Raw genomic sequence first — 23699 nt, forward strand, 5'->3', positions numbered from 1 at the left:
GTCTCCTTGAGTTTTATGGGTACTTCATTGCGCACAACAACATGAATGCCGGTGAATTTCGCAGTGATGCTGCGTCACGACCGTGATGCGACCGCGTTTGATGACCCACAGGCGTGGCGGGATGTCGAGCAGCGCGTCGGCCACCCGGAACGTATCGAGGATGATGAGATCGGCCTGCTTGCCCACCGCGATGCCGTAGTCATGCGACAGGCCGATGGCGCGCGCGGCGTTGTGCGTGCCCATGTCGAGAATCGCCTGCTGATGCTCGGGCACGCCGAACTGTGCGACGTGGGCGAGCAGATTGCCGATCTGCAACATGTCGGCCTTGCCGAACGGTGTGAAGGCATTGCGCACGTTGTTGGACGAGTACGCGACGTTCACGCCGGCGGTGTGCAGCGCCTTGACCGGCGTGAGTCCGCGTCGCGGGTTCTGCGTGTCCTTACGTCCGCCCAAATACAAGTCGGTCGCAGGCAACGTCACAATGCTGATACCTGCGAGCCGAATCTGTTCGATGACGGGGGCGAGCGCGTCGTTATCGAGCGCACCGAGGCTCGTGACGTGCCCGAGCGACACACGTCCCTGATACCCGGTGTCGATGGTTCTCTGTGCAATGTAGGAGATGGCGGCAAAGCGCTGGTCCGCCGTGTCATCCGCGAAGTCGGCATGCATGTCGACCGGGGCGTCGAAGCGCTGTGCGAGTTCGAACACGATGTCGATGTGACGCTTCGTGTCGTCCCAGTTCAGCTCGTTGTAGGGACAACCGCCCACGACGTCCGCGCCCATGCGCAACGCGTCAATCATCAGTTCGTAGGTGCCCTTCGACTTCAGGATGCCTTCTTGCGGGAACGCGACGATTTGCAGATCGAGCAGGCTGTCGTATTCGTCCTTGAGCGCGAGCAACGTTTCCACGCCGATGAGGCCCTGAATCAGGTCGACGTCGGGGTGCGCGCGCACGGCCACCGTGCCGTTCTTCACCGCCATGTCGAGCACCTGACGCGAGCGGTCGAGCACGTCTTCGCGCTCCTGCTTGCTCTTGAGAATGCCCGTGACGCGAATGGCTTCGTCGAGCGTGCCGAAGCGCGCCGGCAGACGACGATGCAGCAGCGCCTTGTCCAGGTGCAGGTGCGCCTCGACGAGACCGGGGATCGCGGCACGTCCCTGCGCGTCGATCCGCTCATCTGCGCTGGCGTCGATGCCCGGCTCGATCGCGGCGATGCGCCCGCCCTTGATGGCGATGTCCACGAGCGGCGCATCGTCGCGCACGCACACGTTGTTGATCAGCAGGTCCACATGCATGGTGCGGTCTCCTTACGTCACGAAGTCGATGAGGGTCAAGGGATGGCAGGTGTCGGCGACTGCTGCCGGCCGGGCTGGCAAAGGCCTGAGCCAAGAGTAGAGGAGCGCCTGCGAAGAAGGCATCGGGATTTGCTGGTTTTCGTCTAAGAATTTCCCTAGACGCGGTGCAGCATGCAAAGCGCGTCAGATGCGCTTCGGCGGGGAATGGCCGGGCCCCGTGCACGACGGAACCCGACCGCTGAGGACTTACGTCTTATTCTTCATCGCCGATGATGTCCGTCTGCGGGGCGTAATAGCGCGTGCGACGCGCGTCCGCCGCCGAACGGGTTTCCTCAGATCGTTCGTTGTCGCTCCCATAGCTTGAGCGCCTCACTGCCCCCGAATAAACCTCGCGCAGCGATTCGTCTTCGTCGTCGCTCGCGAAGCCTGAGCGCTTTGCTGCTCCCGAATATGCCTCCCGCAGCGATTCGTCGTCTTCGTCGTTCACGACGCCTGAGCGCTGCGCTGCCCCGCCATCAACCGCTTGCCGCGCGTCGTCTTCCCTATCGCCTACGACGGCGCAGCGCTGCATCGCCCCCGTGTAAACGTTTTGCCGCCAATCGTCGCCCTTGTCGCCCTTGTCACCCTTGTCACCCACGACGCCGGAGCGCCTGTCGCCCGGTCGAACGCTCTCAGCGGCCGAGCGGACATTAATCGAAACTTGCGAGTTGGCGCTCAGCGTGATCGTCGCGTGGACCGTGTGACAGGACGTCCCGGCGCCAACCCAGGCGCCATCCGGACGGAACTGCCGCGCGTGGTTCAACTGAGTGCCGAGGGCGTGTTTTGCGGCGCCGGTCGAAGGCGGGGCCAGCGTCACCGTGACAAATGGCACGGTAGTCGACGGGGCAATCGTGTTCATGATGGATCTCCATCCAGTGAAGGGAGATTCCAGTTTGTCACCTATAGCGCGCACTCCTTTATGAAACCGGCGACCGTCTTCGGAATCCTGTCGACGCGGCGCACCATTGGGAAGACGGGATGGGAACCGTCACGCATCGGTCTCGGCCACGATCAGACCGTGTTCGATGGCGTAGTGAACGAGACCGGCGGTTGACGGAATGTCCATCTTGGCCAGAATGTTGGCCTTGTGCGTGCTGACCGTCTTGGCCGAGAGCGACAGGCAGCGCGCGATGTCGTTGATCCCGTTACCCTCGACGAGCATCTGGAATATCTGAAATTCCCGGGCCGTAAGGCGCGTATGCGGCAGCGCCTCGGTGAGTTGTTGCAATTGACGCACGAGCTTCTCGGCGACCAGCGGCGAGACGACCGTGCCGCCGCGCGCCACGCGTCGGATCGCGCTCATTAACTGTTCGGACTCGGCGTTCTTTGTCAGATACCCTGCCGCCCCTGCACGAATCGCCTGCACCGCGTACTGCGATTCGCGATACATGCTCAGGACCAGCACCGGCAGCGCAGGGTACGTCGCCTTGATCTGCGAAATCAGGGCGATGCCGCTCTTGCCGGGCATCGACATGTCGAGCAGCAGCACGTCCACGGTTGTGAGGCGCAGGCGCTTGAGGACATCGTCGCCATCCACGGCTTCGGACACGACCGACATGTCCGGCGCCATCGCGATAATCTTTTTCAGGCCGTCGCGAATGATCGCGTGGTCGTCCGCAATCATGACCCGCATGACCACCCCGCTTCGTGTGTCGTATCGGCGCCGCCCAGTGCGTCCGATCCATCCAATGTGTCGGCGCTCGTCATGCCGCCGGCCGCCGTGCGTGCCGGAATCCGGACATTGACGCGCGTGCCCTGCCCCGGTGCGCTCTCGATCTCGAAGGCGCCGCCCAACATCAGCGCACGCTCGCGCATGCCCATCAACCCGAGCCGCTGACCGTGGCCGGCGCGAGTCGTGTCCATACCGCGACCGTCGTCGGCAATGCTCACGTGACAATGCCCGTCGCGCAGCGCCAGCGACACGCGAACGTGCGTGGGCTGACCGTGACGGCTCGCGTTGGTGAGCGACTCCTGCACGATGCGAAAGATGGCCGTGCTGCATTCGCTGTCGAGGCATGCGGTGACGGCTTCCGGCATGAGAAGGTCGCACTGCAACCCATGACGCTGCGCGAACGACTCCGTGAGCCACTCCAGCGCCGCATGCAGACCGAGTTCATCGAGCACCGCCGGGCGCAGGTCGGTCGCGATGCGATGCACGGCGTCGAGGGTCTCGTCGACCAGTTCCTTGAGCATCTGGATGTGTGCGGACCGATCCGCCTGCGGCATGTCGGGTTGCGTCTCCAGATAGTTGAGACCAAGCCGCAATCCACCGAGCCACTGGCCCAGTTCGTCGTGAAGTTCGCGAGACAGGCGCGTGCGCTCAGCCTCGCGCACGGTTTGCAGATACGCCGAGAGCTGGCGCAGTTGCGCGCGCGAATCGAGCAAGGCCATTTCGGAGCGCTTGCGGTCGGTGATGTCGCGCGAGATGCCCACCGTACCCACGATGTGGCCGCGTTCGTCGCGCACGGGCATCTTGACGGTGTCGAACCAACGCGGTGCGCCGTCCGCGCCGGGACGACTTTCTTCGTAGCGGCGCCGCACGCCGCTCGCGACGACGGCCTTGTCCGTGGCGAGATAGATGCGTCCCCATTCGGACGACCAGACCTTGTCCGGCGTGCTGCCGATAATGTCGGCCTCGGTGCGCCCACACGCAGCCATGAAGGCCTCGTTGACGAGGATGTAGCGCGACTCGGTGTCCTTGAGCCACGCCTGATCCGGGATGTTATTCAGAATCGCCCGGTGCAGTTCGCCATGCGTCTCCACTGCGTCTCCTTGCCTTGCCGATGAAATGGCGCGGCGCCACACAGTCAGAGGCTCGCGGACAGGGCACGTGGCTTGCCAGCGGTGCGCGGAGATGTCGGCGCCGATCCGCCACCAATATAGCCAGACCGGTGTTGGCGCGCGCCTCTAGTTTTCCCGCATATCGGCATGCTGCGACGTGTCATGAATTTTCGTGATGGCCGCCGACGCCCGTCCGATCGATACGTCTGACCGACAGGGCCGATCAGCAAACTTCACCGACTTGAAAAATGGATGGAACCCGTCACCCGTCATAGCCGCGGAACAGGCCGCACAAGCGGAAAACGTCTTCCGTGTAGGGTATGTTCCTGACTTTGCAATAACGGCTGGCGAGCTTCATCAACTCCTTGATGTCGCGTCCGCTCGCTTTCGGATAACGGGCGGCAAGCGTCTCGATGAGCGCGTCGTCGAGGTACGCCCCGACCTGCTCCGCCTGCATGCGCCATAGCCTGCGCGCATCTGCCGCGGACGGGACTTCGTAGTGGATCGTGGCGATGCAGCGCGAGAGAATCGCGTCGTCCACGTCGCCGATGCGGTTGGTCGTCATGAACAGCAGACCATGGAAGTACTCCAGTGAGCGCAGGAACTCCGCCACGATGGCGTTGTGCTCCAGGTCGTTGTCCCGCCGCCGGATGTAGACGTCCGCTTCGTCGAGCAACAGAATCGCGTTCCAGCGCATGGCGCGCCGCAAAATGCTCATGAGCGTCGCGCCCACGGACGCCGCCGTCGTCCCCAGTTGCCCCGAGTGCACCCGGTACAGCGGCTTGCCGACCACCTCCGAATAAATCTCCGCCGTCAGCGTCTTGCCCAGGCCCGGCGCACCCTGGCAAAGAATCGTCGCCCCACCCGATTTGCCCGGCACGAAGTCAGGCATCATCACGTCCATGTTCGACGTCAGAATGTCGATCAGATCATGGTGATGTGCGGGCAGCACCAGTTTGTCGCGCAGACCCGGCTGGTATTCGTATTCGGTCATGTTCTGCACGTGCACCCAGAGGTTGCGATGCCAGTCCAGATGGAAGACGTGCACGTAGCAGTGCAGCGGGATCGTCTCGAAGGCCTGCGCGATTTCGGCATTGCGCCAGAAATCCGCGTCGCACGCCATTTCGAAATTGCGCTCCAGCCGCGCTTCGTCGTTGACGCATTTGGCCGTCACGCCCTCGCCGACCCGGATCAGTTCCGTCACCCCCTTCGAGTCAACGGAAAAGGCCGCCCGGCGCAATACGAACTGTGCACCGAACGCCCGCTGTACGCGCAGGAAGCGCTGCGCATGCTGCTCGTACTCGGCCTTGAACTCGGCACACTCCTTGTAGAACCCGAACTCCGCGAGCAACTCCGGAATCGTGCGATTGACGATGTCGTCACGCGTGAATACCAGCGACGTGGTCATGCCCGAGCGGCGCGGTCGATGCTCCGTCGGACTGAGGTTCGCCGACTGCATCGTGTTCGCGAGCATGTCCACGACGACGTAGGGCGCCCCCTGATCCGGTTCAACGTATCGCAGGCGGCGCACGAGCCACGGCAGCAGGGCTCCGTCGCGGTGCCGCTGATACAACCAGCCGTCGATGACGTCACGCGCGAGATACGCCACCAGGCCCGGCACGAGTTTGTCCAGACTCGGGATCACACGGGCCTGCGGCGCGTTGTAGACGTTGTCGAGCGCGAGCATCTGGAACATCAGCGCACGTTCGTTCTGCGACTTGCTCAGCACGTACAGCGTGTTGAGCGACTTCGCGTCGAACCACTCGCTGGAGACGAGCATATTGCCCCGGCACACGCCGTAGGCCGTCAAGTGTTTGCCCAGCGGCGAGTCGGCGCCGATCAGTTGCATCAGCGGATGAATCAGTGATTCGGGAATTTCGAAATCCATGGACGACACTCCCCCGTATGGCGTGTGAGCAAGTGAGGCATGTGACAAACTCGCGCTGCGCGTCATGCACGTGCGCAGCGACGCTTGTGTCAGGCGAGGAAAAAGTCGATGGCTTGCGCCACGACGCCCGGCTCGATGATATGCAGCCCGTCGAATTCGACGTACCGGACATCGTAGCCCGCCGCTTTGAGCTTGTTTGCGTTTTGCCGACCGCTGGTCGCAATCGGCAATTGCTCGTCGATGAGGCCGTGTGCAATGAAGATTTGCGGCTGACCTTCCTGGACGAAGATGGACATGAAGCCGCCCGAGAACGCAATCACATGGCTCGCGATGTCGCCATTCGTCACACCGATGGACAGCGCATAGCTGGCGCCGTCCGAAAATCCGGCGAACGCTACTCGCCCCGGATCAATGGCATAACGTGCGCTCACCTGACGCAGTGCCGCTTGCAAACGCTCCAGATCGGGCCCATTGCCGCCAATCACGATATCCCACGTCGGGAAGGTCGAATGCGGCGCCAGCACGAGAAACTTGTGCCGGTCCGCGTGAGGCTCGATGAAGGGCAACACCTTCTGCGGAAAACCACCCGCGCCATGGAACATCACGAATAGCGGCACCGGGCGATCGGTCGGCAGACCAGCGGGAACGTAAAGAACCGCGTCGCGTGTTTCGCTCAGGCCCAACGCGTTGCGACCGGGGGCAAACGCCGCGACACACGAAGGCGCCGCAACGTCAGCCGACGCGAACGCAGGCGCTACGGCCGACGCAGATGGGGAGATCGGGCTGGACGCGATGACGTCCGGCGACATCCGTCCGAACAATGAAGGGTCGAACATGGCGCAGTGATTGTCTCGTGATCGTTGATATTATTGATATATTGTATATCACAAGATGCTGCGTGGGCATTCCTCGGTGTCTCGGATGCCTGCCGGGCACATCCTCCGCCCAGGCAGTCGAACGGATATCGTAACGCTCAGCCGCGTCAGCCACCTCAGTCGCCCCGGGCGCCGCCGAGTAGACGCGAGATGCGCCGCGCCGCGTCGGTGAGCGCGGCGACCGTCTGCGGGTTCGGGTGTGCGGGCAGGTAATGGATCGAGCCGACGATGGCCAGCGTGCCGAATAGCGATCCGTCGTCCTGAATGATGGGCGCCGCCAACGCGTTCACCCCGAGGAACACCTCTTCCGGGGCATCCGCCCAGCCGCGCTCGCGCACCAGCGCGAGTTCGTGGGACAAACGCATGGCATCCGTGATGGTGTGCGGCGTGCAGGCGTCGAGCGGACCGGCGAGCACGGCGTCGCGACGCTCCTGAGCGCCGAACGCGAGCGCAATCTTGCCCTGCGCTACGCTGTGCAGTTTGAATTGCGTGCCGGGGTGCAGCAGGATCTCCAGCGGACTGCGCCCGCGCATCACGTCAAGCACGACGACATCCGTTTCGGTAAACGAACTGATGACGATGGTCTGTCCGACAGCATCTCGGAGTTCCTCCATCACCGGTCGGGCCAATCCCACCACGTCGAACTGCTTGACCAGCTTCTGCCCCAACAGGAACAAACGCCAGCCGATGCGATAGCGGCTCGTGCGCGGATTCTGCACCACATACCCTTCCTGACGCAGCGCGGTGAGATGCCGGTGAACCCGCGCCTTGGGCACGCCGAGCGCCTCCGCCAGATGCGTGACGCCGCATTCGGCGTTGCGCTCGGCGAGCAACTCCAGAATGCGCAGCGAAATGACCGACGTGGAGGACGTGTTGAGTTCGTCCCCGCCCGAGGCGTCGGACCGCTCGCCCCCCTCAGCATGTTCGGCACGCGCCTCGCTCACGGCGCTGGCGTTGCGGATGAGGTCGCGCGGAGTGTCCTTCGATCGTTTCACTGATTGTCCTTTGTCACTGTCGCCGCGCGCGCGCCGCTTACTGTGCGTCGAGCGAGATGAACCGCTCGCCGAACACGTGATAGCGCTGCGGCTTGTTCTTGTTCACGTCCTCGGGCCGCACGTATCGAATCGAGCTGCGATTGCGACATGCCCGCGGCAGGATGAAGCAGCGGATGAACGTCGTATCGCGCGCTTCGGTCGTCGGTGCGAGCACCGGTGCGTGACCGAGTTCGAGCCAGGCCTGTCCCGGCCCGTGGGTATGCGACGCGCCCAGCGTCTCGATCGTGATCTCGCCTTCGAGCGTGCAACGCACGCCGGGCCCTTGATGCACGTGCGTATGCGCCACGCCGCCGGGGGGGAATTGTACCTTGTCGCAACGCATGAGCCACTGCTGGCGCGGGTCCAGTTCGATCGGCGCGGCGAGCTTCAGGGTGGACGAAGCGCCCGGTGCCGACGCGATTTCCCCCGGCGTCGGCTCACTGCCCGACATCAACTCCCAACGCCACAAGGTCGCGCCCTCACTACCGGCATTGAGCGCCACGCTGTCTTCGCCAAGCCATGCGCTCTGCGCCGGATGGTGTTGCGCCCCCGTATCGAACTCGATCGCAACATCGCCCTGCACGACATAAATCGCCCGGCGTGCCGACGGCAGATACACCGGCGGATGGCCAGGCGCGATGACATCTTCGAACAAACGCAATTGAAACGGCTTCACTTCTCGATCTCCTGTGACGAGTTCATTGCCCCGACCGTCGAGACAACTTTCGCATTTAGTATCGACTATCGATACGTAAAGCACTATTTATGGTTTACCACGAGACGCAACATGGAAATGTCCTGTTAATATTCAAACGAAATCATTCCCATGCGTATCGGTTATCGATACTCGAGGTTTGACACTAGGAAGAGTTCCATGAAGGAGACAAGAATGGACACTGGCACGACCGCCCTGAAATCGGCGGGCGCGGCACGCCGGCCGTGGTATCGCGGCGCGAGCCCCGCGCAATGGCGCGCATTTGGTTCGGCCTACATTGGCTGGATGCTCGACATCATGGATCTGATGTTGTTTGCGATGGTGATTCGCTACATCAGCGCCGACTTGCATTTCGACAAAGGCGTCGCGGGCATCATTGCGTCGCTCACGCTGCTGGCCACCGCCTTCGGCGGCTTGTTCTTCGGTTTTCTCGCCGATCGCATCGGTCGTACGAAATCGATGATCCTCTCGATCTTCTGCTACTCCATCGGCACCGCTCTGTGCGGCTTCGCCGACTCGGTCACGTCGCTGCTCATCTTCCGCTTCCTGCTCGGCCTCGGTATTGGCGGAGAGTGGTCGGCGGGGGCCGCGCTCATTACCGAAACATGGCCGGCGGAGCATCGCGCCAAGGTCATGGCCTGGGTGCAGAGCGCATTTGCCGTCGGCTACGCGGTGGCGGCCATTGTCGCGGCCGTGATCCTGCCGCACTTCGGCTGGCGCTGGGTGTTTGCCTTCGGGCTGGTGCCGACGGTGCTCGCGTTCTGGGTGCGCCGCCACGTGGAAGAGCCGGCGATCTGGCGCGAGCAGCGCGTGCGCCTCACGCTGGGTCAGACGCTGGGTATGCTGTTCGGCCCGTACGCACGCAGCACGATTGTCGGGCTGGCCTTCACGGCGGCGGCGATGTGCGGATACTGGGGCCTGTTCACCTGGATTCCCGCCTATCTTTCGACGCCGGTCGAACAAGGCGGTCCGGGATTCGACCTGATTCGCTCGACGACGTGGATCGTCATCATGCAGATCGGTGCAGCAGCAGGTTTCGTGTGCTTCGGCTACATTGCCGACCGTATCGGGTGCCGCAAGTCGTTCCTGCTGTTCTTCATCGTGTCGGCCATTACAGTGCCGCTTTACGTGGTGATCCGCGAACCGATGCTGCTGCTCGCATTCGGCCCGGTGGTGGCGTTTTTCGGCACGGGGTTCTACAGCGGCTTCGCCCCGACGTTCGCCGAGATGTTCCCGACGCAGGTGCGCGCCACCGCGCAGGGCTTCATCTACAACACCGGGCGCGCCGCGAGCGCCCTTGCGCCGGCAGCCGTGGGCCTGCTCTCTCGCGGCGAGAACGTCAGCGTGGCGTTGGGCGCGACCGCCGGCTTCTTCCTGCTCGCGGCGATCATCGTCTACTGGTTCCTGCCGGAAAGTCACGGCGAAGCGCTCGCCTGATCGGGCACATCAGGCCAACATCGAACGTGGCGACTTCGCGCGCCGATGGTATTCACCACCACCGGCGCGCCGTCGCTCTCACTTCCCCTGCCTCTTGAGCTGTCGCCCCTGCCCTAAGACTGGGACAAGTGAATGACCGACGGGCAGTCCGAGTAAAGCCGTACCACGTCATCCGCGCGCAGCGTGAGCACCGCACGCTGGTTGACGTATCCCTTGTCCGTAATCTCGCCTTGCTCCAGCGATGGCGGCGAGCTCAGGATCGCGGCGCGTGCCGCGCGTTGCGAGCTGCCGGCGTCCTGCGCGAGTTGCGCGAGCGCCTGGGCGACGACAGCACGAACATCGTCGTGCATGGCCATCGCCTTGCCTGCATGCGCCGACGCGCCAGGATCGACCGGCAACGCTCTGGCTCGCATGGCCGGACTCGGAAAGATCAGCAACCCGATTTCGTCGCGGTCATGACCGGCAATGACGACGTCCGACGCATAAGGCGCGAGCGCCGTGACCGCGCGCAGACGCAACGCCCCGACCGAAACCCACGTGCCGCTCGTCAGCTTGAAGTCCTCCGACACGCGGCCATCGAAAATGACACCCGCGCCCGGATCGTTGACGTCCGAGAGTCGCCCCGCATCGCCCGTCCGATAAAAGCCTTCTTCGTCGAAGGCTTCCGCCGTGGCCACCGGGTCGCCCGCGTAGCGGCGAAATACCGACGGCCCACGCACGCGCATCTCCAGCTTGTCGCCGTTGGGCACGAACTTCAGTTCGTTGCCCGGCGCAGGCACACCGATATTGCCTGCCCCCGGAATCGGAAAGTGCACGCTGGTGATGAGCGGCGAGGTCTCCGTCGCCCCCCACGCCGAGGTGAAGAACGGCAGGGTGTCGCAGTGGCGCGACGCGAGCCGCTCGAAGCGCTGCCATACCGCAGGCGGCAGACTCGCCGCGGCGTAGAACAGCACTTGAAGCCGGCCGAAAAAGCGTGCGGCGAAGGCGTCGTCCTCTTCCAGAAACGGCGCCAGCGCTTCGAACCCCTTCGGCACATTGAAGTGCAATGTCGGGCAGACGTCGCGCAGCGCTTCGACGGTGCGCCCGATCAACTCGGGCACCGGACGGCCATCGTCGACATAGAACGATCCGCCGTTGCGCAATGCCATGTGAAAGTTGTGATTCGCGCCAAAGGTGTGACTCCAGGGCAGCCAGTCGACGACCACGGGCGGCGCCTCGTCGAGGAAATGCCAGCACTGCGCGATCATCTGCTGGTTCGCCGCGAGCATCCGATGCGTGTTGACGACGATCTTCGGCTTTCCCGTCGACCCGGACGTGAGCAACAGCTTGGCCGTATCTTCCGGCTGGACCTGTGCGAAGGCCGCATCGAGCGCCGCAGACGCCGGGGTGCGCGCCAACGCGTCGAACGTCAGCCAGCCGACACGTGCATGACGGGTGGCCACGATGGGACAGCGCACCGGCGCCCCCGCCAGCGCGTGCGCATAGGCGTCGCCGTCTTCCACATAAACCAGCGCCGGGTCGAGTCGCGCGAGAATGCCGTGCAGCTTGCTCATGTCCTTGGCGATGCGCGAATACGCCGACGACACGATGGCCGTCTGACGCCCCGCCATCATCGCGCCGAGCACGAGCAGCGCGTGATTCACGCTGTTGTCCGAGAGGATCACCACCGGCCGCTCGCGCGGCACGTCGAGATCGAGCAAGGCCTGGCCGATACCGCGCGCCATGCTCAGGGCATCGCCATACGTCACCCGCCGCCAGAGATCGGAGGACGATGCACGTTGCCCCGGCGGTTGGCGCTCGGCGACGAATACCGCATGCGGCGTACGCGTCGCCCACCGCACGAGCCAGTCGGCCGGGCTACGCGCGAACTCGCCCAGCCGGGTGCGCGAGCGGATGACGAAACTTCCGTCCGCGCGCACCTCGCGCTCGATGTCCGGTTTGGCGAGACGGCGCGTACCCGGCCTCGTCGCATGCGCCGCGGCCTGCGTCACGCTCGGCGCGCCTGACGTGTTCACTCGATCGTCCACTTGCCGCCCTTCACGGTAACGAGCACGCGACCGTCTTCGCCATAAGCCGAGTGGTCCTGTGCGTTGACGTTAATCATGCCGTGCGTCGCCGCAAGGCCGCGGGTTTGTTCGATGGCGGTGACGAGCGCGTCGCGAAACGCCTGCGTGCCCGGTTGCGCCTGTTTGGCCGCCACGGCAACGGCACGGTCGAGCACCAGATAGGCGTCGTAGGCGTAGCCCGCGAACAGATTGCGCGAGCCCGCGCCGTACTGGGCTTCGTAACGTTTGACGAAATCCGTCGCGACAGCCTTGCCCGGGTGATTCGCGGGCAACTGTTCGGCCACGAGGATATTGCCCACCGGCAGGATCACGCCCTCGGCGCTCTTGCCTGCGACGCGCAGGAAGTCGTTGTTGGCCACGCCGTGCGTCTGATAGATGCGCCCCCGGTAGCCGCGCTCGCGCAGCGTGCTCATCGGCAACGCGCCTGGCGTGCCGCTCGCAGCGATGATGACGGCGTCCACATTCGACGACATCACCTTGAGCACCTGTGCCGTGACGGACTGATCGTTGCGTGCGTAACGCTCGATCGGCGCGACCTGAATCTGGCGCGCCGTCGCACGCGCCTGAATGTCTTTGAGCCACGCTTCGCCATACGAGTCGCTAAAGCCGATAAAACCAAGCGTCTTCACCTTGTGTGCCTTCATGTCGTCGAGCACGGCGTCGGCCATGACCGCGACCGATTGCGGCAGCGAGAAGACATAACGCATCTGCGCCGCGCTGGGCACGAACGGGCACAGTCCGAGTTGCGGCGTGCGCGTGTCGGCCGCCACGGCGGCGACGGCCAGACAGGCGGGCGTGGTGGACGAGCCGATGATGGCGTCGACCTTGTCCTCCGTTGCCAGACGACGTGCATTTTTCGTCGCGGTGGTCGGGTCGGTGGCATCGTCGAGCACGATATAGCGCGCGGGCACTCCGCCGAGGGTCTGCGGCAGCATGCCGATGGCCTGTTTCTCCGGGATGCCCAGCGATGCGCCGGGGCCCGTGCTCGAGAGCGTGACGCCGACGGTCACGCCTGCCGGTTGCGCGTTCGCCTGTGGCGTCGCGCACAACGCCGCGACGCACAGCGAAAGCACCGGCAGCGAGAAAGTGCGCGAGCCAGCGTGCAGGAAAGCGAATTTGCGTGTGAACCTGTTTGCCGCCATGGGTCATGTCTCCTGGAATATTCTCGTTATTGAAGCCGGACAGCTTGCAACGCCCACCGGTGAATCAACGCACGGCAAACTCCGGCAGCACTTCGCGATTGCGCGGCAGGCCCATGATGTCGCGCGCCTCGGCCGGCGTGGCCGGTTCGTACCCCATGTCGCGCACCATGCGCACGATGCGCTCGGTCAACTGCTGGTTGGTTGCGAGCACGCCATGCTCGTAGTAAAGGTTGTCTTCGAGGCCGGTTCGCACGTGACCGCCGAGCAGCAGCGAGTTCATGGCGGACGGCAGTTGCGCCGGACCGATGCCCGACACGCAGAAAATGCTGCCCTTGGGCAACATGTCGACCATCTGCTGCAACACGCGCGGCGTGTACGGCATGGCGTTCTGAAAGCCGCGATGCACACCGAGCACCAGGTTGACGAAGAACGGCTCATCGTCGAAACCGGCTGCGGTGAGCGTGGCGAGGTCCTGCACGATGTGCGTCGGACTGAAGACTTCCCACTCCGGCTTGATGCCACGCTTTTTCATCTCGACGGCCAGTTGCCTGCACCGCTCCGGCGACGTGTGCATCAGCAGTTCCTTGCCACCGAAGCTTGCGATGATCGTGGTGGCATCGAGCGTGCACATTTCGGCCCCCGCGTCCATGCCCTTGATGCGCTCCTCCCAGAGGATTTCCCAGTAACCGTTCTCGGACGTCTGCCCGATCATGTCGCCGTGCACGCCCCCGCCGGTCGAGTTGTTGATGACGATGTCGCATTTGTCGCGAATACGGCGATTGATGTCGCGGTAGATCGCCGGGTCGCACGTGGCGCCGTCATCGCCCGGACGGCGCGCATGAATCGCCACCACGCTGGCGCCGGCGTTGTAGCAGTCGTAGACGTCGCGCGCAATCTCGTCCGGCTGCGTAGGCAAGTGCGGGTTCTGCGACTTGTGGGCCATACCGCCGGTCGGCGCGATGGTGACGATGACTTTGGGCTTGCTCATGCGTGTCTCCTTGTTTTGATCGGTGTTTCGGTGTTGGGTCGTCGCCAACTCGCCGTCGAGTCGATCCGCGGCGGGTCGGCGCACGTCGAGATCGCTACGACTTGCTCGCGAGAATCCCGAGAATGACGGCGTCGCGCTGGGCCTCGAGGCGTGCGTTGCCACGCCCGGCCAGTTCCGCTTCGACACCGGCCGTGATACGCGCCTTGAGTTCGTCGGTCAGCGCCGGCTCGCCGAGATCGGCCCACCACGACTCGATGGGCGCGCCGAGATGATCGAGCAGATGCGCAATGCCGCCCGCGCCGCCGGACAGATGCAGGTTCAGGAACGGGCCGAGCGCCGCCCAGCGAAGACCGGGTCCATAGGCGATGGCATCGTCGATGTCTTCAACAGACGCCACGCCCGCGTCGACGAGGTGGATGGCCTCGCGCCACAACGCCGCTTGCAGACGATTCGCGATATGGCCCTTCACTTCCTTTCTGACGTGAATCGCGCGCTTGCCGATGGCGCGATAGAACTGCATTGCCGTGTCGATCGCGGCTTGCGAGGTTTGCTCCCCGCCGATAACTTCGACCAGCGGTATCAAATGCGGCGGATTGAACGGATGGCCCAGCACCACGCGCGCCGGATGGGTGCACACGGACTGCACTCGGCTCATGAGCAGACCCGACGAGCTCGACGCGATGACCACGGACGGCGCGAGCGCGGCGTCCATCTTGCGAAACAGGTCCTGCTTCAGATCTTCGCGCTCGGGGCCGTTCTCCTGTACGAAGTCCGCGCCTTCGAGCGCCGCGTCAAGGGTGTCGTGGAACGTCAGCGACTCGCGTGTCGCACCCGGCGTGAGGCCAATGCGCACGAGTGTCGGCCAGTGCGCGTCGACGGCGTCACGCAGGCGTTCGCGCGCGCCCGGCGCCGGGTCCCACGCGCGCACACGCAGACCACGCGCGAGGAAGTACGCGGCCCAGCTCGCACCGATGACGCCCGTGCCGATGACCGCAATTTGTTCGATGTTGTCGTATTTCACGTTCGTCTCCGTGGAGAAGGCCTGCACGCGCGGCGCCCTGGCGGCTCAGCGTGTCGTTCGGCCGAGAAAACTGTCCATGCGCTCGCGCGCTTCGGGCGTGGCCAGCATCAGCGCGCTCGTCACCGATTCGGTGAACAGGCCGTCGGCCATCGACATATCGTGAATGCGGGACAGCGCGTGGATCGTGGCCCAGTTCGAGAGCGGACTGTTCGCTGCCGTATCGCGCGCCAACTTTGTCGCGAGCGCAAGCCCCTCGCCGACGTCGCTCAGGTAGTGGCCCAGGCCAAGACGCTCGCCTTCGATGGCGTCGTAACGTCGGCCCGTGAGCATCATCTCGGTCATGCGATCCGGGCCGAGAATGCGCGCCACGCGTACCGATGCGCCGCCCCCGACAAAGATGCCGCGCTTGCCCTCGGGCAGTTGAAAGAACGCATTGCGCTCGATCACTCGCACATGCGCCGCCAGCGCCAGTTCAAGGCCTCCGCCGATGACGGCGCCCTGCAAGACCGCAACGACGGGCCGCCCGCCAAACTGAATGTCATGGAAGACCTTGTGCCAGCGCTGGGAGACGCGCAGCACATCGATCGGATCGCGCGTGCTGTTCTCGGCGAGATCGAGCCCCGCGCAGAAGTGCTCGCCGGCGCCGCTCAGGACGACAGCGCGCACGCTATCGTCGAAATCACGGAACACCGCTTCGAGCGAGTCGATGGCCGCATCGCACAACGCGTTGCGCTTCTCGGCGCGCTCGAGGGTCACGAAAGCGATGGCGTCTTCGACGCGTACGCGCAAGTGGGGATAGGTCATTATCTGCATTCGCTCCAAATCGTGAAAAGTATCTTATAAGATATTTTTCACGCTGAGGGCGTTGTGCAATGCAGTTCAGGGTTAACAGGGATGATTTTGCGTAAATGCACTTTAGTGCATGTTTAAGCCACAAAGATCGGAATGCGCCGCGCACGCGTGGTGACGAGGTGATATCTCATAGTATATTTACCGCTCATCCCGACGAATTCGCTGACTCATGACGCAGCCGCCCGCCGACATCCCCGACGACCTGGACGACCCCGCCGACCCGTCCGATGACCGGATCGCCGACCGGATTGATCACGTCGGCATATCGTCGCGTCTGGCGTCGCTGGCGCGTCAGGTCCGAACATTGCGCGCGCAGCGAGGCATGACACGCAAGCAGTTGGCCGCGCAGTCGGGCGTTTCACTGCCCTATCTCGCACGCGTGGAGGCAGGCGCCGGCAACGTATCGCTTGCCGTGCTGCACAAGCTGGCCGAGGCCCTTAACGTAGGGGTCGAGACATTGGTGGCCGAGCGCACGGCGGACAACGGCGATCTGCTCATTCTGATCGAGTACCTCCGTCAGCAGCCCGCCGATGTGCTGTCCCGCCTGCGCCGCCAGATCGTGGTCGCCAACGCAACGCAGGGCCGCCATACCGGGCAACGCATTGCGCTGATCGGGCTTCGCGGCGCGGGCAAGTCGACGCTCGGCCCACGTCTGGCGCAGGCCATTGGTGCGCCGTTCATCGAACTGGACAAGGAAGTCGAGCGTGAAGCCGGCATCGCCATCGGCGAAGTCATTACGCTCTACGGACAGGCGGCCATGCGCCGCATCGAGCGGCAGTGCATCGAGCGAATCATTGCCGAGCATGAGAATGTCGTGCTGGCGACGGGCGGCGGTATCGTATCGGAGGCAGCGACTTACGAACGGGTGCTTCGCGCCTTCCGTACCGTGTGGCTGCGCGCCCGGCCCGACGTCCACTTTCAGCGGGTGATGCAGCAGAACGACGCGCGCATTGCCACCGAAGCGTTGCGCGGCGAAGCGCTCGAACACATTCACCGGATGCTCGACGCTCGCGAGTCCCTCTACCGTCTGGCCGATATGACGCTCGACACGTCCGACCTCACGACCGATGAAGCGCTTTCCAGCCTCACGGCCCGTCTCTTCCCGGCTCGCGCGGCCTGAACCGCCGCGCTACGCCGCCGTGCGCGGCTTCGCCCTGGCGGTCCCCACACGAAGCGACGGCGTATCGCGCACCGACGCCCTGGCGTGCTTCGCACTCGCAAGCCGCATCAACCGCTGAAACTGCGGGCACGCCAGGTGTTCCGGTGCGGGACACACCGCCGCGTGACGAAGCCCGTCGCGTAGCGCGCTGAGCTGGCGGATCGTCTTGTCGATGTCGTCGGCCCTTGCTGCCAGACGCGCACGGTCGATGTTTGCCTTCCCACGCGGAAGCAGCATGCCGGCAATGTCGTCGAGCGAGAAGCCGGCAGTGCGTCCCAGCGCGATCAGCGACAACGTCTGCAACACCGAGTCGTCGAACTGACGACGCAAACCGCGTCGCCCCGTCGCGGCAATCAATCCCTTTTGCTCGTAATACCGCAACGTGGACGGCGGCACGCCCGCCCGTGCCACCACTTCGCCAATGTCCAATGCCATGTCGCCCCCGCTTGACCTCAAGTTGACTTGAATTCGTATAGTGCCCCAATCGCGGTCATGGCGTCACGTCGTGACCCTTTCGAGAACGTTGACAACATTGACGACTTTGCAGATTCAGGAGAGGGAAATGGGAGCGCTCGGTCTTGTGGCACACATTCTGGCCATCGGCGTATTGGCCACCGTTGCGATGGACGTCTGGGCCGTCCTGCTGCGCCGTGTCTTCGGCATCGTGCCGCTCGACTTCGCCATGGTCGGACGCTGGCTCGGGCACATGCCTGCCGGGCGCTTCACTCACGCTGGCATCGGGCGCGCAACCCCGGTGCGCGGCGAGCGCGCCCTTGGATGGTTCGCCCACTACGCGATCGGGGTGGCCTTCGCCGCCGGTTGGGTCGGACTCGCCGGTCCGGCGTGGCTGGCATCGCCGACACTTCTGCCGGCGCTCGCCTTCGGTGTCGTCACCGTCGTGATGCCGTTCTTCGTCATGCAGCCCGCCCTCGGCGCAGGCGTTGCCGCGTCAAGAACGCCGAATCCGACACAGGCAAGACTGCGCAGTCTGATGACGCACAGCGTGTTCGGTGTCGGCCTGTACGCCGGCGCGTGGCTCGTACGCGCTCTCGTCATGTCGACAAACGGATAACGCGCAGCCGCCGTGTCTTCGCGCCTTGTTCGGCGAAATGCGCTGCGGATCGCTGTGGGAATTGCGCTGCCGATTGACCGGTGAATGGCCCGGTGAATGGCACGACGCACTGCCTAATCCTGCGCGGCGCGCTTGAGCTGTCACGGACGCCGTACTATAGTGGCCGACGCCATCGCGTGATTGCCGCGCCGTGGCGTCCTCATAAAATCAAGGATTTCGCCCACTATGGACACCACCGTCGTCGAGAGCTGGAAGGATTTCATGGAATTGTCCTCTCGCTTCGAAGGTTGGGCCTTTCGCGGGCAGCAGGATGCCCGTTGGCATCTCCAAAGCTCCCTGTCGCGCTACCTTCACGCCTACGTGTCCGACAAGGACCAGTGGCGCAGCCGCGAAGCGCGCGCGATCCGCATTTTTCGGCGCAAGGCTCACAACCACGTGCCCTGGCCCAAATTGCTGCATGACGACCTGCGTTGTCTCGGACTGATGCAGCACCACGGCGCCCCGACACGGTTGCTCGACTTCACGAAGTCGCCTTTCGTCGCCGCGTTCTTCGCTCTGGAACGCGCCACGTCCGACTCCGCCATCTTCGCGCTCAACACCCCGGCGCTCTACGACGACCGCGCGCGGCCGCGTCATGCCCCATGGCTCACGCGCGATACGATCGATCCGCGGGTCAAGGGAAATATGGAAAAGTACTTCCTCGGCAACGACAACGAGGTGGTGTGGTTTGGCGAGCCCGAAGAAATGGACGGTCGCCTGATCGCACAATCGGGGACGTTCGTTGTGCCCGGCGTTATCGACCGGCCAATGCATCGGATTCTCGACGGCTACGAGAGCGATGAACCGTTGCTGCGCAAAATCGTCCTGCCGGTCGCGCTGCGCGCCGATGCCATGAAATGGCTTTACCGGATGAACGTCACGAATGCTTCGCTGTTCCCCGATCTCGACGGACTGGCGCGCTCGATTGCCGTGGAAATCGAAATGGTCTGGCCGACGCAGACGCTGGGCTGAACGCCGCGGGGACGCCGCGTACTCTGCATCCTCCGCGAAGTGCGCGTTACAGAAGTCGCTCCAGAAAGCTCGCGCCACCGGACTTGCGCGCGGCCTTGTTAGCGTACATGCGTTGATCGGCAACGCGAATGAGCTCACTCATCGATTCGCCGTCGTCCGGAAACACCGCCACACCGAAACTCACTCGCACGGCCACCTGAGCGCCGTCGACGGCGATGACTTGCTCGATTTCCGCGCGAAGACGCGTGAGCGCAAAGTCGATCCGATCGACCATCTCCGCGTCCTGAACGATGGCGACGAATTCGTCGCCGGCGTGGCGCGCCGCAAAACCGCAGTCGGTCACACCGACCTGCATCCGACGTCCGATTTCCTTGAGCACCATGTCGCCGGCGGCGTGTCCCAGACTGTCGTTCACGTCCTTGAAGCCGTCGACGTCGGCAAAGAGCAAGGCCAGCTTGCCATTGGTGCGCTGTGCGCGACGCACGACGTCGCCCGCATATTCGCTGAAGGTGCGGCGATTCGGCAATCCCGTGAGCTCATCGAAACGGGCCGCGTTGTAGAGGTCGTCGATCAGTTGCTTGCGCTCGATGGCCAGCGCGGTCTGATCGCACACGAACGCCAGCAACCGTTGCGCGGCCTCGGCCTGCAATGCCCTGACCGGACCGTAGATCATGAGCGTGCCCACGGCACGCCGCGCGGTGTGCATCGGCAATATGGCAAGCGCATGCCTTGCCGCCTCGACGTGACCGTCCAGCGAAAGCGGCACCGCATGTATGCGTGCAGGCGCGTTCGCCGAGGTGTCGCCCGGCACGGTGTCGATCAAGCGCCAGAGCGGCACCTGTGCATCCGTGGCCTGCGTCGACAGTTGTGCTGCCTGCGCCCAGTCGACCAACGGCACCTCGGCACTCTCGCGATACTGATATGCCTTGTCCCAGGCCCGCACATCGGCATCGCACGTCGCCACGACGATGGCCTCGATGGGAAACAGCGAACCCAACGTATCGTGAACGGCCTTGCAAAGCGAGCGGATGTCGGCAGCGTCGTGTGCCGCTTCGGAGATGGAATAAGTGGCGCGCTGGAGCGCTTCGGCGCGTTTTCGGGCCGAGACGTCGCGCGCGACGCCGATACGCAGGCCGTGCTCCTCGGACCAGCGGGCCGACCACATGATATGGACGTAGTGCCCGTCCTTGTGGATGTATCGGTTCTCAAAGCCGATTCGAGCGCGCCCCGCCATGACGAGCTTCGATTCTTCGATGGTGCGTTCTCGGTCTTCCTTCGCCACGAAATCGATCATCGAGCGGCCCATCAACTCTTGCGACGAATACCCGAGAATCGCCTCACAGGCCGGACTCACATACACAAGCGTGCCGCCCCGATTGACGAGAAATACGGCGTCCAGCAGCAACTCCATGCAACTGGCCAGGACCTCTTTTGTTACGAATTCCATTGATTTCGAACGGCCATCAAGCGCTCAGCCCGTATAAAACCATCTCAAGATGTGAATATTTCACCGCTATGACAACGCAACGCTTTGCATTGCGGCACTCACCGCGCGCGTTGGCACGTCGCGTCGGCCAGCTTTGGCGCGCCGGGCGTGGACGGCATGCGCCAAAGTTGCCGTCTAGAAAATCAGATGTTTTACGCAGTGCGGCGCAGCGATCCCGGCGACGCATTCCGCACGAGCGCGACGGCACACCTGCTCGTACTCGTGCCGCAGCAACTTGATTCGCGCCGCAACGAGATGGCGGAATGCCAACTCACGTTCGCTAAATCCCACCCGATCGACGTATCGCGTGCCGTCGGGCAAAGCGCCCCGAATTTCGTAATAAATTACGCCATCGCGCGAATACTTCACCACTTTGGCAGCCATCTTGTCCCGATCGATAGTCGTTTTTGCCGGCCCCGCGCGCCGCTCGCTCCACGCGCCGGGTTTTGACGATTGTCACTTGGGAAATTCAAATAAGCAACCGCCGAAACGCTTGCGTGGCGGGCACGCCACGGGGATATCGCCATGTGATGCCTTCGCCGGATCGCCCCGTCGTTTTCGTCGAATTTTGTTGGATTTTGCCGCTTTTCGCTGGTTTTCGCGAGTTTCTCGCTGGTTTTCGCATTGATCTGGCAACGCGCTTATCTCCGTGCGCCGGAGTACGTGAAGGTTTTTTTATTACGCACGTTACATCGGATAACTAAGCAAATGATTCGTCAATAGGTACGAGTGATTGGGATATAGTTGTCGCTCAACGCAATGCCTGACATTCAGGAGAACGATTCATGGTCGACCGACGAGAATTTCTTCGAATTTCCGGACACCTCGCAGGCACGGCGATGCTGACCGGCACAGCGCTTCGTGCGCATGCGGCGGCCGATCCGTCCTATCTGAGCGCGACGGCACTGGTCGCTCAATTCCGTCGCGGGCAGCTCTCGCCCGTCGACGTGCTCGACGCCCAGATCCGGCGTATCGAGACATTGAACGACAAAGTCAACTGCATCACGGTGAAGCACTACGAAGACGCACGCGCGGCAGCCCATGACGCGGCGGCGCGTTATCGCCGCGGCAACGCCCGCCCGCTCGAAGGGCTCACGGTGGCCGTCAAGGACGAATATGCGGTGAACGGCTGGCGCACGACCATGGGCTCGACCTTGCTCAAGGACGTGCCGCCCGCCCAGGACGACGGGCCGATCGCCGCGCGGCTGCGCGCCGCCGGCGCGATCTTCCACATTCAGACCACGGTGCCGGAATTCTACGTATGGATGACGACCGCCACCCGGCTGTGGGGTGTGACGCGCAACCCATGGAATCTGGCGTACACGCCGGGCGGCTCTTCCGGCGGCTCGGGCGCGGCGCTGGCAGCGGGATTCACGACGCTGGCGCTCGGCTCCGACATGGGGGGATCGATCCGCGTGCCGGCGTCGCAATGCGGCCTTTACGGCTTCAAGCCGCCCTTTGGCAGAATCCCGACGAGCGAAGTGCCCTATGAGACAGACGGGCCGATGGCGCGCACCTTCGACGACATGAATCTGCTCACCGATGTCATGGTCGGCCCGCACCCGCTCGTGCATAGTTCGGTGCGCCCTCGCCTGCGTTATCCGGCGCGATACGAAAGCGTGTCGGGCTGGAAGGTTGCCTACGACCCGATGCCGCATATGACGGCGCTCGACCCTACCGTCACCCGCGCAATGGCGCAGGCGATTGCCGCGCTGCGACAGGCCGGTGTGACGGTCGACACCGTGGATGTCGGCTTCAATGCCGACGACCTCGACACCTACATGGCCGGCCTGATGTCGACAAGCATGGGCGGCATGATGACCGAGGCGATGAAGCACCCCGAGCAACTCATGCCGTACACGCGGGCCGTATTCGAAAAAATGCAGGGCAAAGCGGGGCCGGAAGCGCTGGTGCACACCGAGGAATTGCTCAACGAATATCAGCGCCGGGTGCAGGAAACCGTCTTCCTCAAAGGCTATCGGGCGCTGCTCACGCCGACGTTGGGCACGCCGCTCGTTCCCGCCGAACACGGCATGCAGCCAGACATCGACTCGGCCAAGATCGGCGACCAACAGGTCACCGGCCTGAAGTTCGCGCTGACGTGGGTATGGAACATGCTGGGGCTCTACCCGGTCGTCAGCGTGCCTGCCGGTCTGGGGCCCGGCCACATGCCGATCGGCATGCAGATCATCGCCAATACGCTGGACGATCTCACCGCATTCCAGCTGGCGTCGGCGTACTCGCGGGCAGCATCGCCGCTTTACGTCGGAAATCGGTTGCCGGACTTTCGCAACGAGCAGGTGTAGTAATCTGGAGCACTCGCCCTCGCGGCGGGCGACTCACCCTCCAGGAGACCCTCATGACCCAGCTAGTCACCTGCGTCTGGTTCAACGGCGACGCCCGCCAGGCCGCCGAGTTCTATGCAGCAACCTTCCCCGACAGTCATGTTCAGGCCCGCCACGTCTCGCCGATTCCGGGCGTGGGTGCGGGCGAGGAACTGACGGTCGAGTTCACGGTGCTCGGTCAACCGTTCGTGGGACTTAACGGCGGTCCCGAATTTCAGCCCAACGAAGCCGTGAGCTTTATGGTGGTGACGAAGGATCAGGAAGAAACGGACCGCTACTGGAACGCGATTCTCGGCAACGGCGGCAAAGAATCCGCCTGCGGCTGGTGCAAGGACCGGTGGGGCTTTTCCTGGCAGATCACGCCGAAGCGCTTGCTCGACCTCATGGCCGACCCCGACGTCGCCCGAGCGCGTCGCGTCATGGAAGCCATGATGACGATGCGCAAGATCGACATCGCCGCGCTGGATCGCGCCGCGGCCGGTTAATACCGAC

22 protein-coding genes are annotated in these 23699 nt (G+C 63.8%); 7 read left to right on the top strand and 15 right to left on the bottom strand.

Features of this window, described 5'->3' with window-relative positions; translation table 11 throughout:
• Positions 1-24: 24 nt before the first annotated feature.
• From UC34_RS13000 to UC34_RS13035, 8 genes are all read right to left on the bottom strand, one after another.
• On the bottom strand, positions 25-1296 hold the full coding sequence (locus UC34_RS13000) for an amidohydrolase family protein (protein WP_052811033.1): 1272 nt from the start codon (positions 1294-1296) through the stop codon (positions 25-27).
• Between the two features lie 253 nt (positions 1297-1549).
• On the bottom strand, positions 1550-2194 hold the full coding sequence (locus UC34_RS13005; RefSeq protein WP_044455876.1) for a hypothetical protein: 645 nt from the start codon (positions 2192-2194) through the stop codon (positions 1550-1552).
• A gap of 129 nt (positions 2195-2323) precedes the next feature.
• Positions 2324-2959, bottom strand: coding sequence for a response regulator (locus tag UC34_RS13010; protein WP_237165102.1), 636 nt, complete (start codon positions 2957-2959; stop codon positions 2324-2326).
• Entirely contained in the window at positions 2956-4098 is a 1143-nt protein-coding gene (locus UC34_RS13015; protein WP_044455878.1) for a PAS domain-containing sensor histidine kinase, read from the bottom strand. The genes UC34_RS13010 and UC34_RS13015 overlap by 4 nt, the downstream gene beginning before the upstream one ends.
• Before the next feature lie 280 nt (positions 4099-4378).
• Entirely contained in the window at positions 4379-6004 is a 1626-nt protein-coding gene (locus UC34_RS13020; protein ID WP_044455879.1) for an AAA family ATPase, read from the bottom strand.
• Between the two features lie 89 nt (positions 6005-6093).
• Positions 6094-6840, bottom strand: coding sequence for an alpha/beta hydrolase (locus tag UC34_RS13025; protein ID WP_072617473.1), 747 nt, complete (start codon positions 6838-6840; stop codon positions 6094-6096).
• 155 nt (positions 6841-6995) lie between these two features.
• Positions 6996-7874, bottom strand: coding sequence for an IclR family transcriptional regulator (locus tag UC34_RS13030; protein WP_052811034.1), 879 nt, complete (start codon positions 7872-7874; stop codon positions 6996-6998).
• A 37-nt stretch (positions 7875-7911) separates the two neighbouring features.
• Positions 7912-8589 carry a cupin domain-containing protein gene (locus tag UC34_RS13035; RefSeq protein WP_044455880.1) on the bottom strand — a complete coding sequence of 226 codons (678 nt, stop codon included), beginning with the start codon at positions 8587-8589 and terminating at the stop codon, positions 7912-7914.
• A gap of 213 nt (positions 8590-8802) precedes the next feature.
• Here UC34_RS13035 and UC34_RS13040 point away from each other — a divergent pair, with 213 nt between their 5' ends.
• Positions 8803-10065, top strand: coding sequence for an MFS transporter (locus tag UC34_RS13040; protein ID WP_044455881.1), 1263 nt, complete (start codon positions 8803-8805; stop codon positions 10063-10065).
• Positions 10066-10178: 113 nt separating this feature from the next.
• On the opposite strand, the gene UC34_RS13045 is transcribed toward UC34_RS13040, so the two are convergent.
• The 5 genes from UC34_RS13045 to UC34_RS13065 all read right to left on the bottom strand — a co-directional run bounded on the left by UC34_RS13045 (position 10179) and on the right by UC34_RS13065 (position 16086).
• On the bottom strand, positions 10179-12080 hold the full coding sequence (locus tag UC34_RS13045) for a feruloyl-CoA synthase (RefSeq protein WP_237165103.1): 1902 nt from the start codon (positions 12078-12080) through the stop codon (positions 10179-10181).
• Positions 12077-13273 carry an ABC transporter substrate-binding protein gene (locus UC34_RS13050; protein ID WP_084070608.1) on the bottom strand — a complete coding sequence of 399 codons (1197 nt, stop codon included), beginning with the start codon at positions 13271-13273 and terminating at the stop codon, positions 12077-12079. The genes UC34_RS13045 and UC34_RS13050 overlap by 4 nt, the downstream gene beginning before the upstream one ends.
• Before the next feature lie 64 nt (positions 13274-13337).
• Positions 13338-14261 (bottom strand): beta-keto acid cleavage family enzyme, encoded by a 924-nt coding sequence (locus UC34_RS13055; protein WP_044455882.1) that lies wholly within the window; start codon positions 14259-14261, stop codon positions 13338-13340.
• Between the two features lie 94 nt (positions 14262-14355).
• Complete coding sequence (locus UC34_RS13060) at positions 14356-15282, bottom strand: 3-hydroxyacyl-CoA dehydrogenase NAD-binding domain-containing protein (RefSeq protein WP_044458133.1); 927 nt, start codon at positions 15280-15282, stop codon at positions 14356-14358.
• A 45-nt stretch (positions 15283-15327) separates the two neighbouring features.
• Entirely contained in the window at positions 15328-16086 is a 759-nt protein-coding gene (locus UC34_RS13065) for a crotonase/enoyl-CoA hydratase family protein (RefSeq protein WP_044455884.1), read from the bottom strand.
• Positions 16087-16303: 217 nt separating this feature from the next.
• Between UC34_RS13065 and UC34_RS13070 the strand changes: the two genes are divergently transcribed.
• Positions 16304-17254, top strand: a complete 951-nt coding sequence (locus tag UC34_RS13070; protein WP_044455885.1) for a helix-turn-helix transcriptional regulator — start codon at positions 16304-16306, stop codon at positions 17252-17254.
• Between the two features lie 9 nt (positions 17255-17263).
• Here UC34_RS13070 and UC34_RS13075 read toward each other — a convergent pair whose 3' ends face one another.
• Entirely contained in the window at positions 17264-17728 is a 465-nt protein-coding gene (locus UC34_RS13075; protein ID WP_044455886.1) for a helix-turn-helix domain-containing protein, read from the bottom strand.
• Between the two features lie 127 nt (positions 17729-17855).
• Between UC34_RS13075 and UC34_RS13080 the strand changes: the two genes are divergently transcribed.
• The gene (locus tag UC34_RS13080; RefSeq protein ID WP_044455887.1) at positions 17856-18365 is read left to right on the top strand and encodes a DUF2938 domain-containing protein; all 510 of its coding nucleotides are present in this window, start codon (positions 17856-17858) and stop codon (positions 18363-18365) included.
• Between the two features lie 225 nt (positions 18366-18590).
• Positions 18591-19376, top strand: coding sequence for an FRG domain-containing protein (locus UC34_RS13085; RefSeq protein WP_044455888.1), 786 nt, complete (start codon positions 18591-18593; stop codon positions 19374-19376).
• 46 nt (positions 19377-19422) lie between these two features.
• Here UC34_RS13085 and UC34_RS13090 read toward each other — a convergent pair whose 3' ends face one another.
• On the bottom strand, positions 19423-20823 hold the full coding sequence (locus tag UC34_RS13090; protein WP_044455889.1) for a sensor domain-containing protein: 1401 nt from the start codon (positions 20821-20823) through the stop codon (positions 19423-19425).
• A gap of 186 nt (positions 20824-21009) precedes the next feature.
• Between UC34_RS13090 and UC34_RS25395 the strand changes: the two genes are divergently transcribed.
• From UC34_RS25395 to UC34_RS13105, 3 genes are all read left to right on the top strand, one after another.
• Positions 21010-21312 carry a hypothetical protein gene (locus UC34_RS25395; RefSeq protein ID WP_157123178.1) on the top strand — a complete coding sequence of 101 codons (303 nt, stop codon included), beginning with the start codon at positions 21010-21012 and terminating at the stop codon, positions 21310-21312.
• A 335-nt stretch (positions 21313-21647) separates the two neighbouring features.
• Positions 21648-23168 carry an amidase gene (locus UC34_RS13100; protein WP_044455891.1) on the top strand — a complete coding sequence of 507 codons (1521 nt, stop codon included), beginning with the start codon at positions 21648-21650 and terminating at the stop codon, positions 23166-23168.
• A gap of 53 nt (positions 23169-23221) precedes the next feature.
• Positions 23222-23692, top strand: a complete 471-nt coding sequence (locus UC34_RS13105; RefSeq protein WP_044455894.1) for a VOC family protein — start codon at positions 23222-23224, stop codon at positions 23690-23692.
• The last annotated feature ends 7 nt before the right edge of the window (positions 23693-23699 follow it).

The organism is Pandoraea vervacti (assembly GCF_000934605.2).
GTDB lineage: Bacteria > Pseudomonadota > Gammaproteobacteria > Burkholderiales > Burkholderiaceae > Pandoraea > Pandoraea vervacti.

Excerpts from the sequence above, each read along its gene's own strand:
- UC34_RS13020 (WP_044455879.1), bottom strand. The coding sequence starts at position 6,004 with ATGGATTTCGAAATTCCCGAATCACTGATTCATCCGCTGATGCAACTG.
- UC34_RS13000 (WP_052811033.1), bottom strand. The coding sequence starts at position 1,296 with ATGCATGTGGACCTGCTGATCAACAACGTGTGCGTGCGCGACGATGCG.
- UC34_RS13050 (WP_084070608.1), bottom strand. The coding sequence starts at position 13,273 with ATGGCGGCAAACAGGTTCACACGCAAATTCGCTTTCCTGCACGCTGGC.
- UC34_RS13090 (WP_044455889.1), bottom strand. The coding sequence starts at position 20,823 with ATGGAATTCGTAACAAAAGAGGTCCTGGCCAGTTGCATGGAGTTGCTG.
- UC34_RS13010 (WP_237165102.1), bottom strand. The coding sequence starts at position 2,959 with ATGATTGCGGACGACCACGCGATCATTCGCGACGGCCTGAAAAAGATT.
- UC34_RS13100 (WP_044455891.1), top strand. The coding sequence starts at position 21,648 with ATGGTCGACCGACGAGAATTTCTTCGAATTTCCGGACACCTCGCAGGC.
- UC34_RS13040 (WP_044455881.1), top strand. The coding sequence starts at position 8,803 with ATGGACACTGGCACGACCGCCCTGAAATCGGCGGGCGCGGCACGCCGG.
- UC34_RS13070 (WP_044455885.1), top strand. The coding sequence starts at position 16,304 with ATGACGCAGCCGCCCGCCGACATCCCCGACGACCTGGACGACCCCGCC.
- UC34_RS13075 (WP_044455886.1), bottom strand. The coding sequence starts at position 17,728 with ATGGCATTGGACATTGGCGAAGTGGTGGCACGGGCGGGCGTGCCGCCG.
- UC34_RS13085 (WP_044455888.1), top strand. The coding sequence starts at position 18,591 with ATGGACACCACCGTCGTCGAGAGCTGGAAGGATTTCATGGAATTGTCC.
- UC34_RS13065 (WP_044455884.1), bottom strand. The coding sequence starts at position 16,086 with ATGACCTATCCCCACTTGCGCGTACGCGTCGAAGACGCCATCGCTTTC.
- UC34_RS13025 (WP_072617473.1), bottom strand. The coding sequence starts at position 6,840 with ATGTTCGACCCTTCATTGTTCGGACGGATGTCGCCGGACGTCATCGCG.
- UC34_RS13005 (WP_044455876.1), bottom strand. The coding sequence starts at position 2,194 with ATGAACACGATTGCCCCGTCGACTACCGTGCCATTTGTCACGGTGACG.
- UC34_RS13055 (WP_044455882.1), bottom strand. The coding sequence starts at position 14,261 with ATGAGCAAGCCCAAAGTCATCGTCACCATCGCGCCGACCGGCGGTATG.
- UC34_RS13105 (WP_044455894.1), top strand. The coding sequence starts at position 23,222 with ATGACCCAGCTAGTCACCTGCGTCTGGTTCAACGGCGACGCCCGCCAG.
- UC34_RS13080 (WP_044455887.1), top strand. The coding sequence starts at position 17,856 with ATGGGAGCGCTCGGTCTTGTGGCACACATTCTGGCCATCGGCGTATTG.
- UC34_RS25395 (WP_157123178.1), top strand. The coding sequence starts at position 21,010 with ATGTTTTACGCAGTGCGGCGCAGCGATCCCGGCGACGCATTCCGCACG.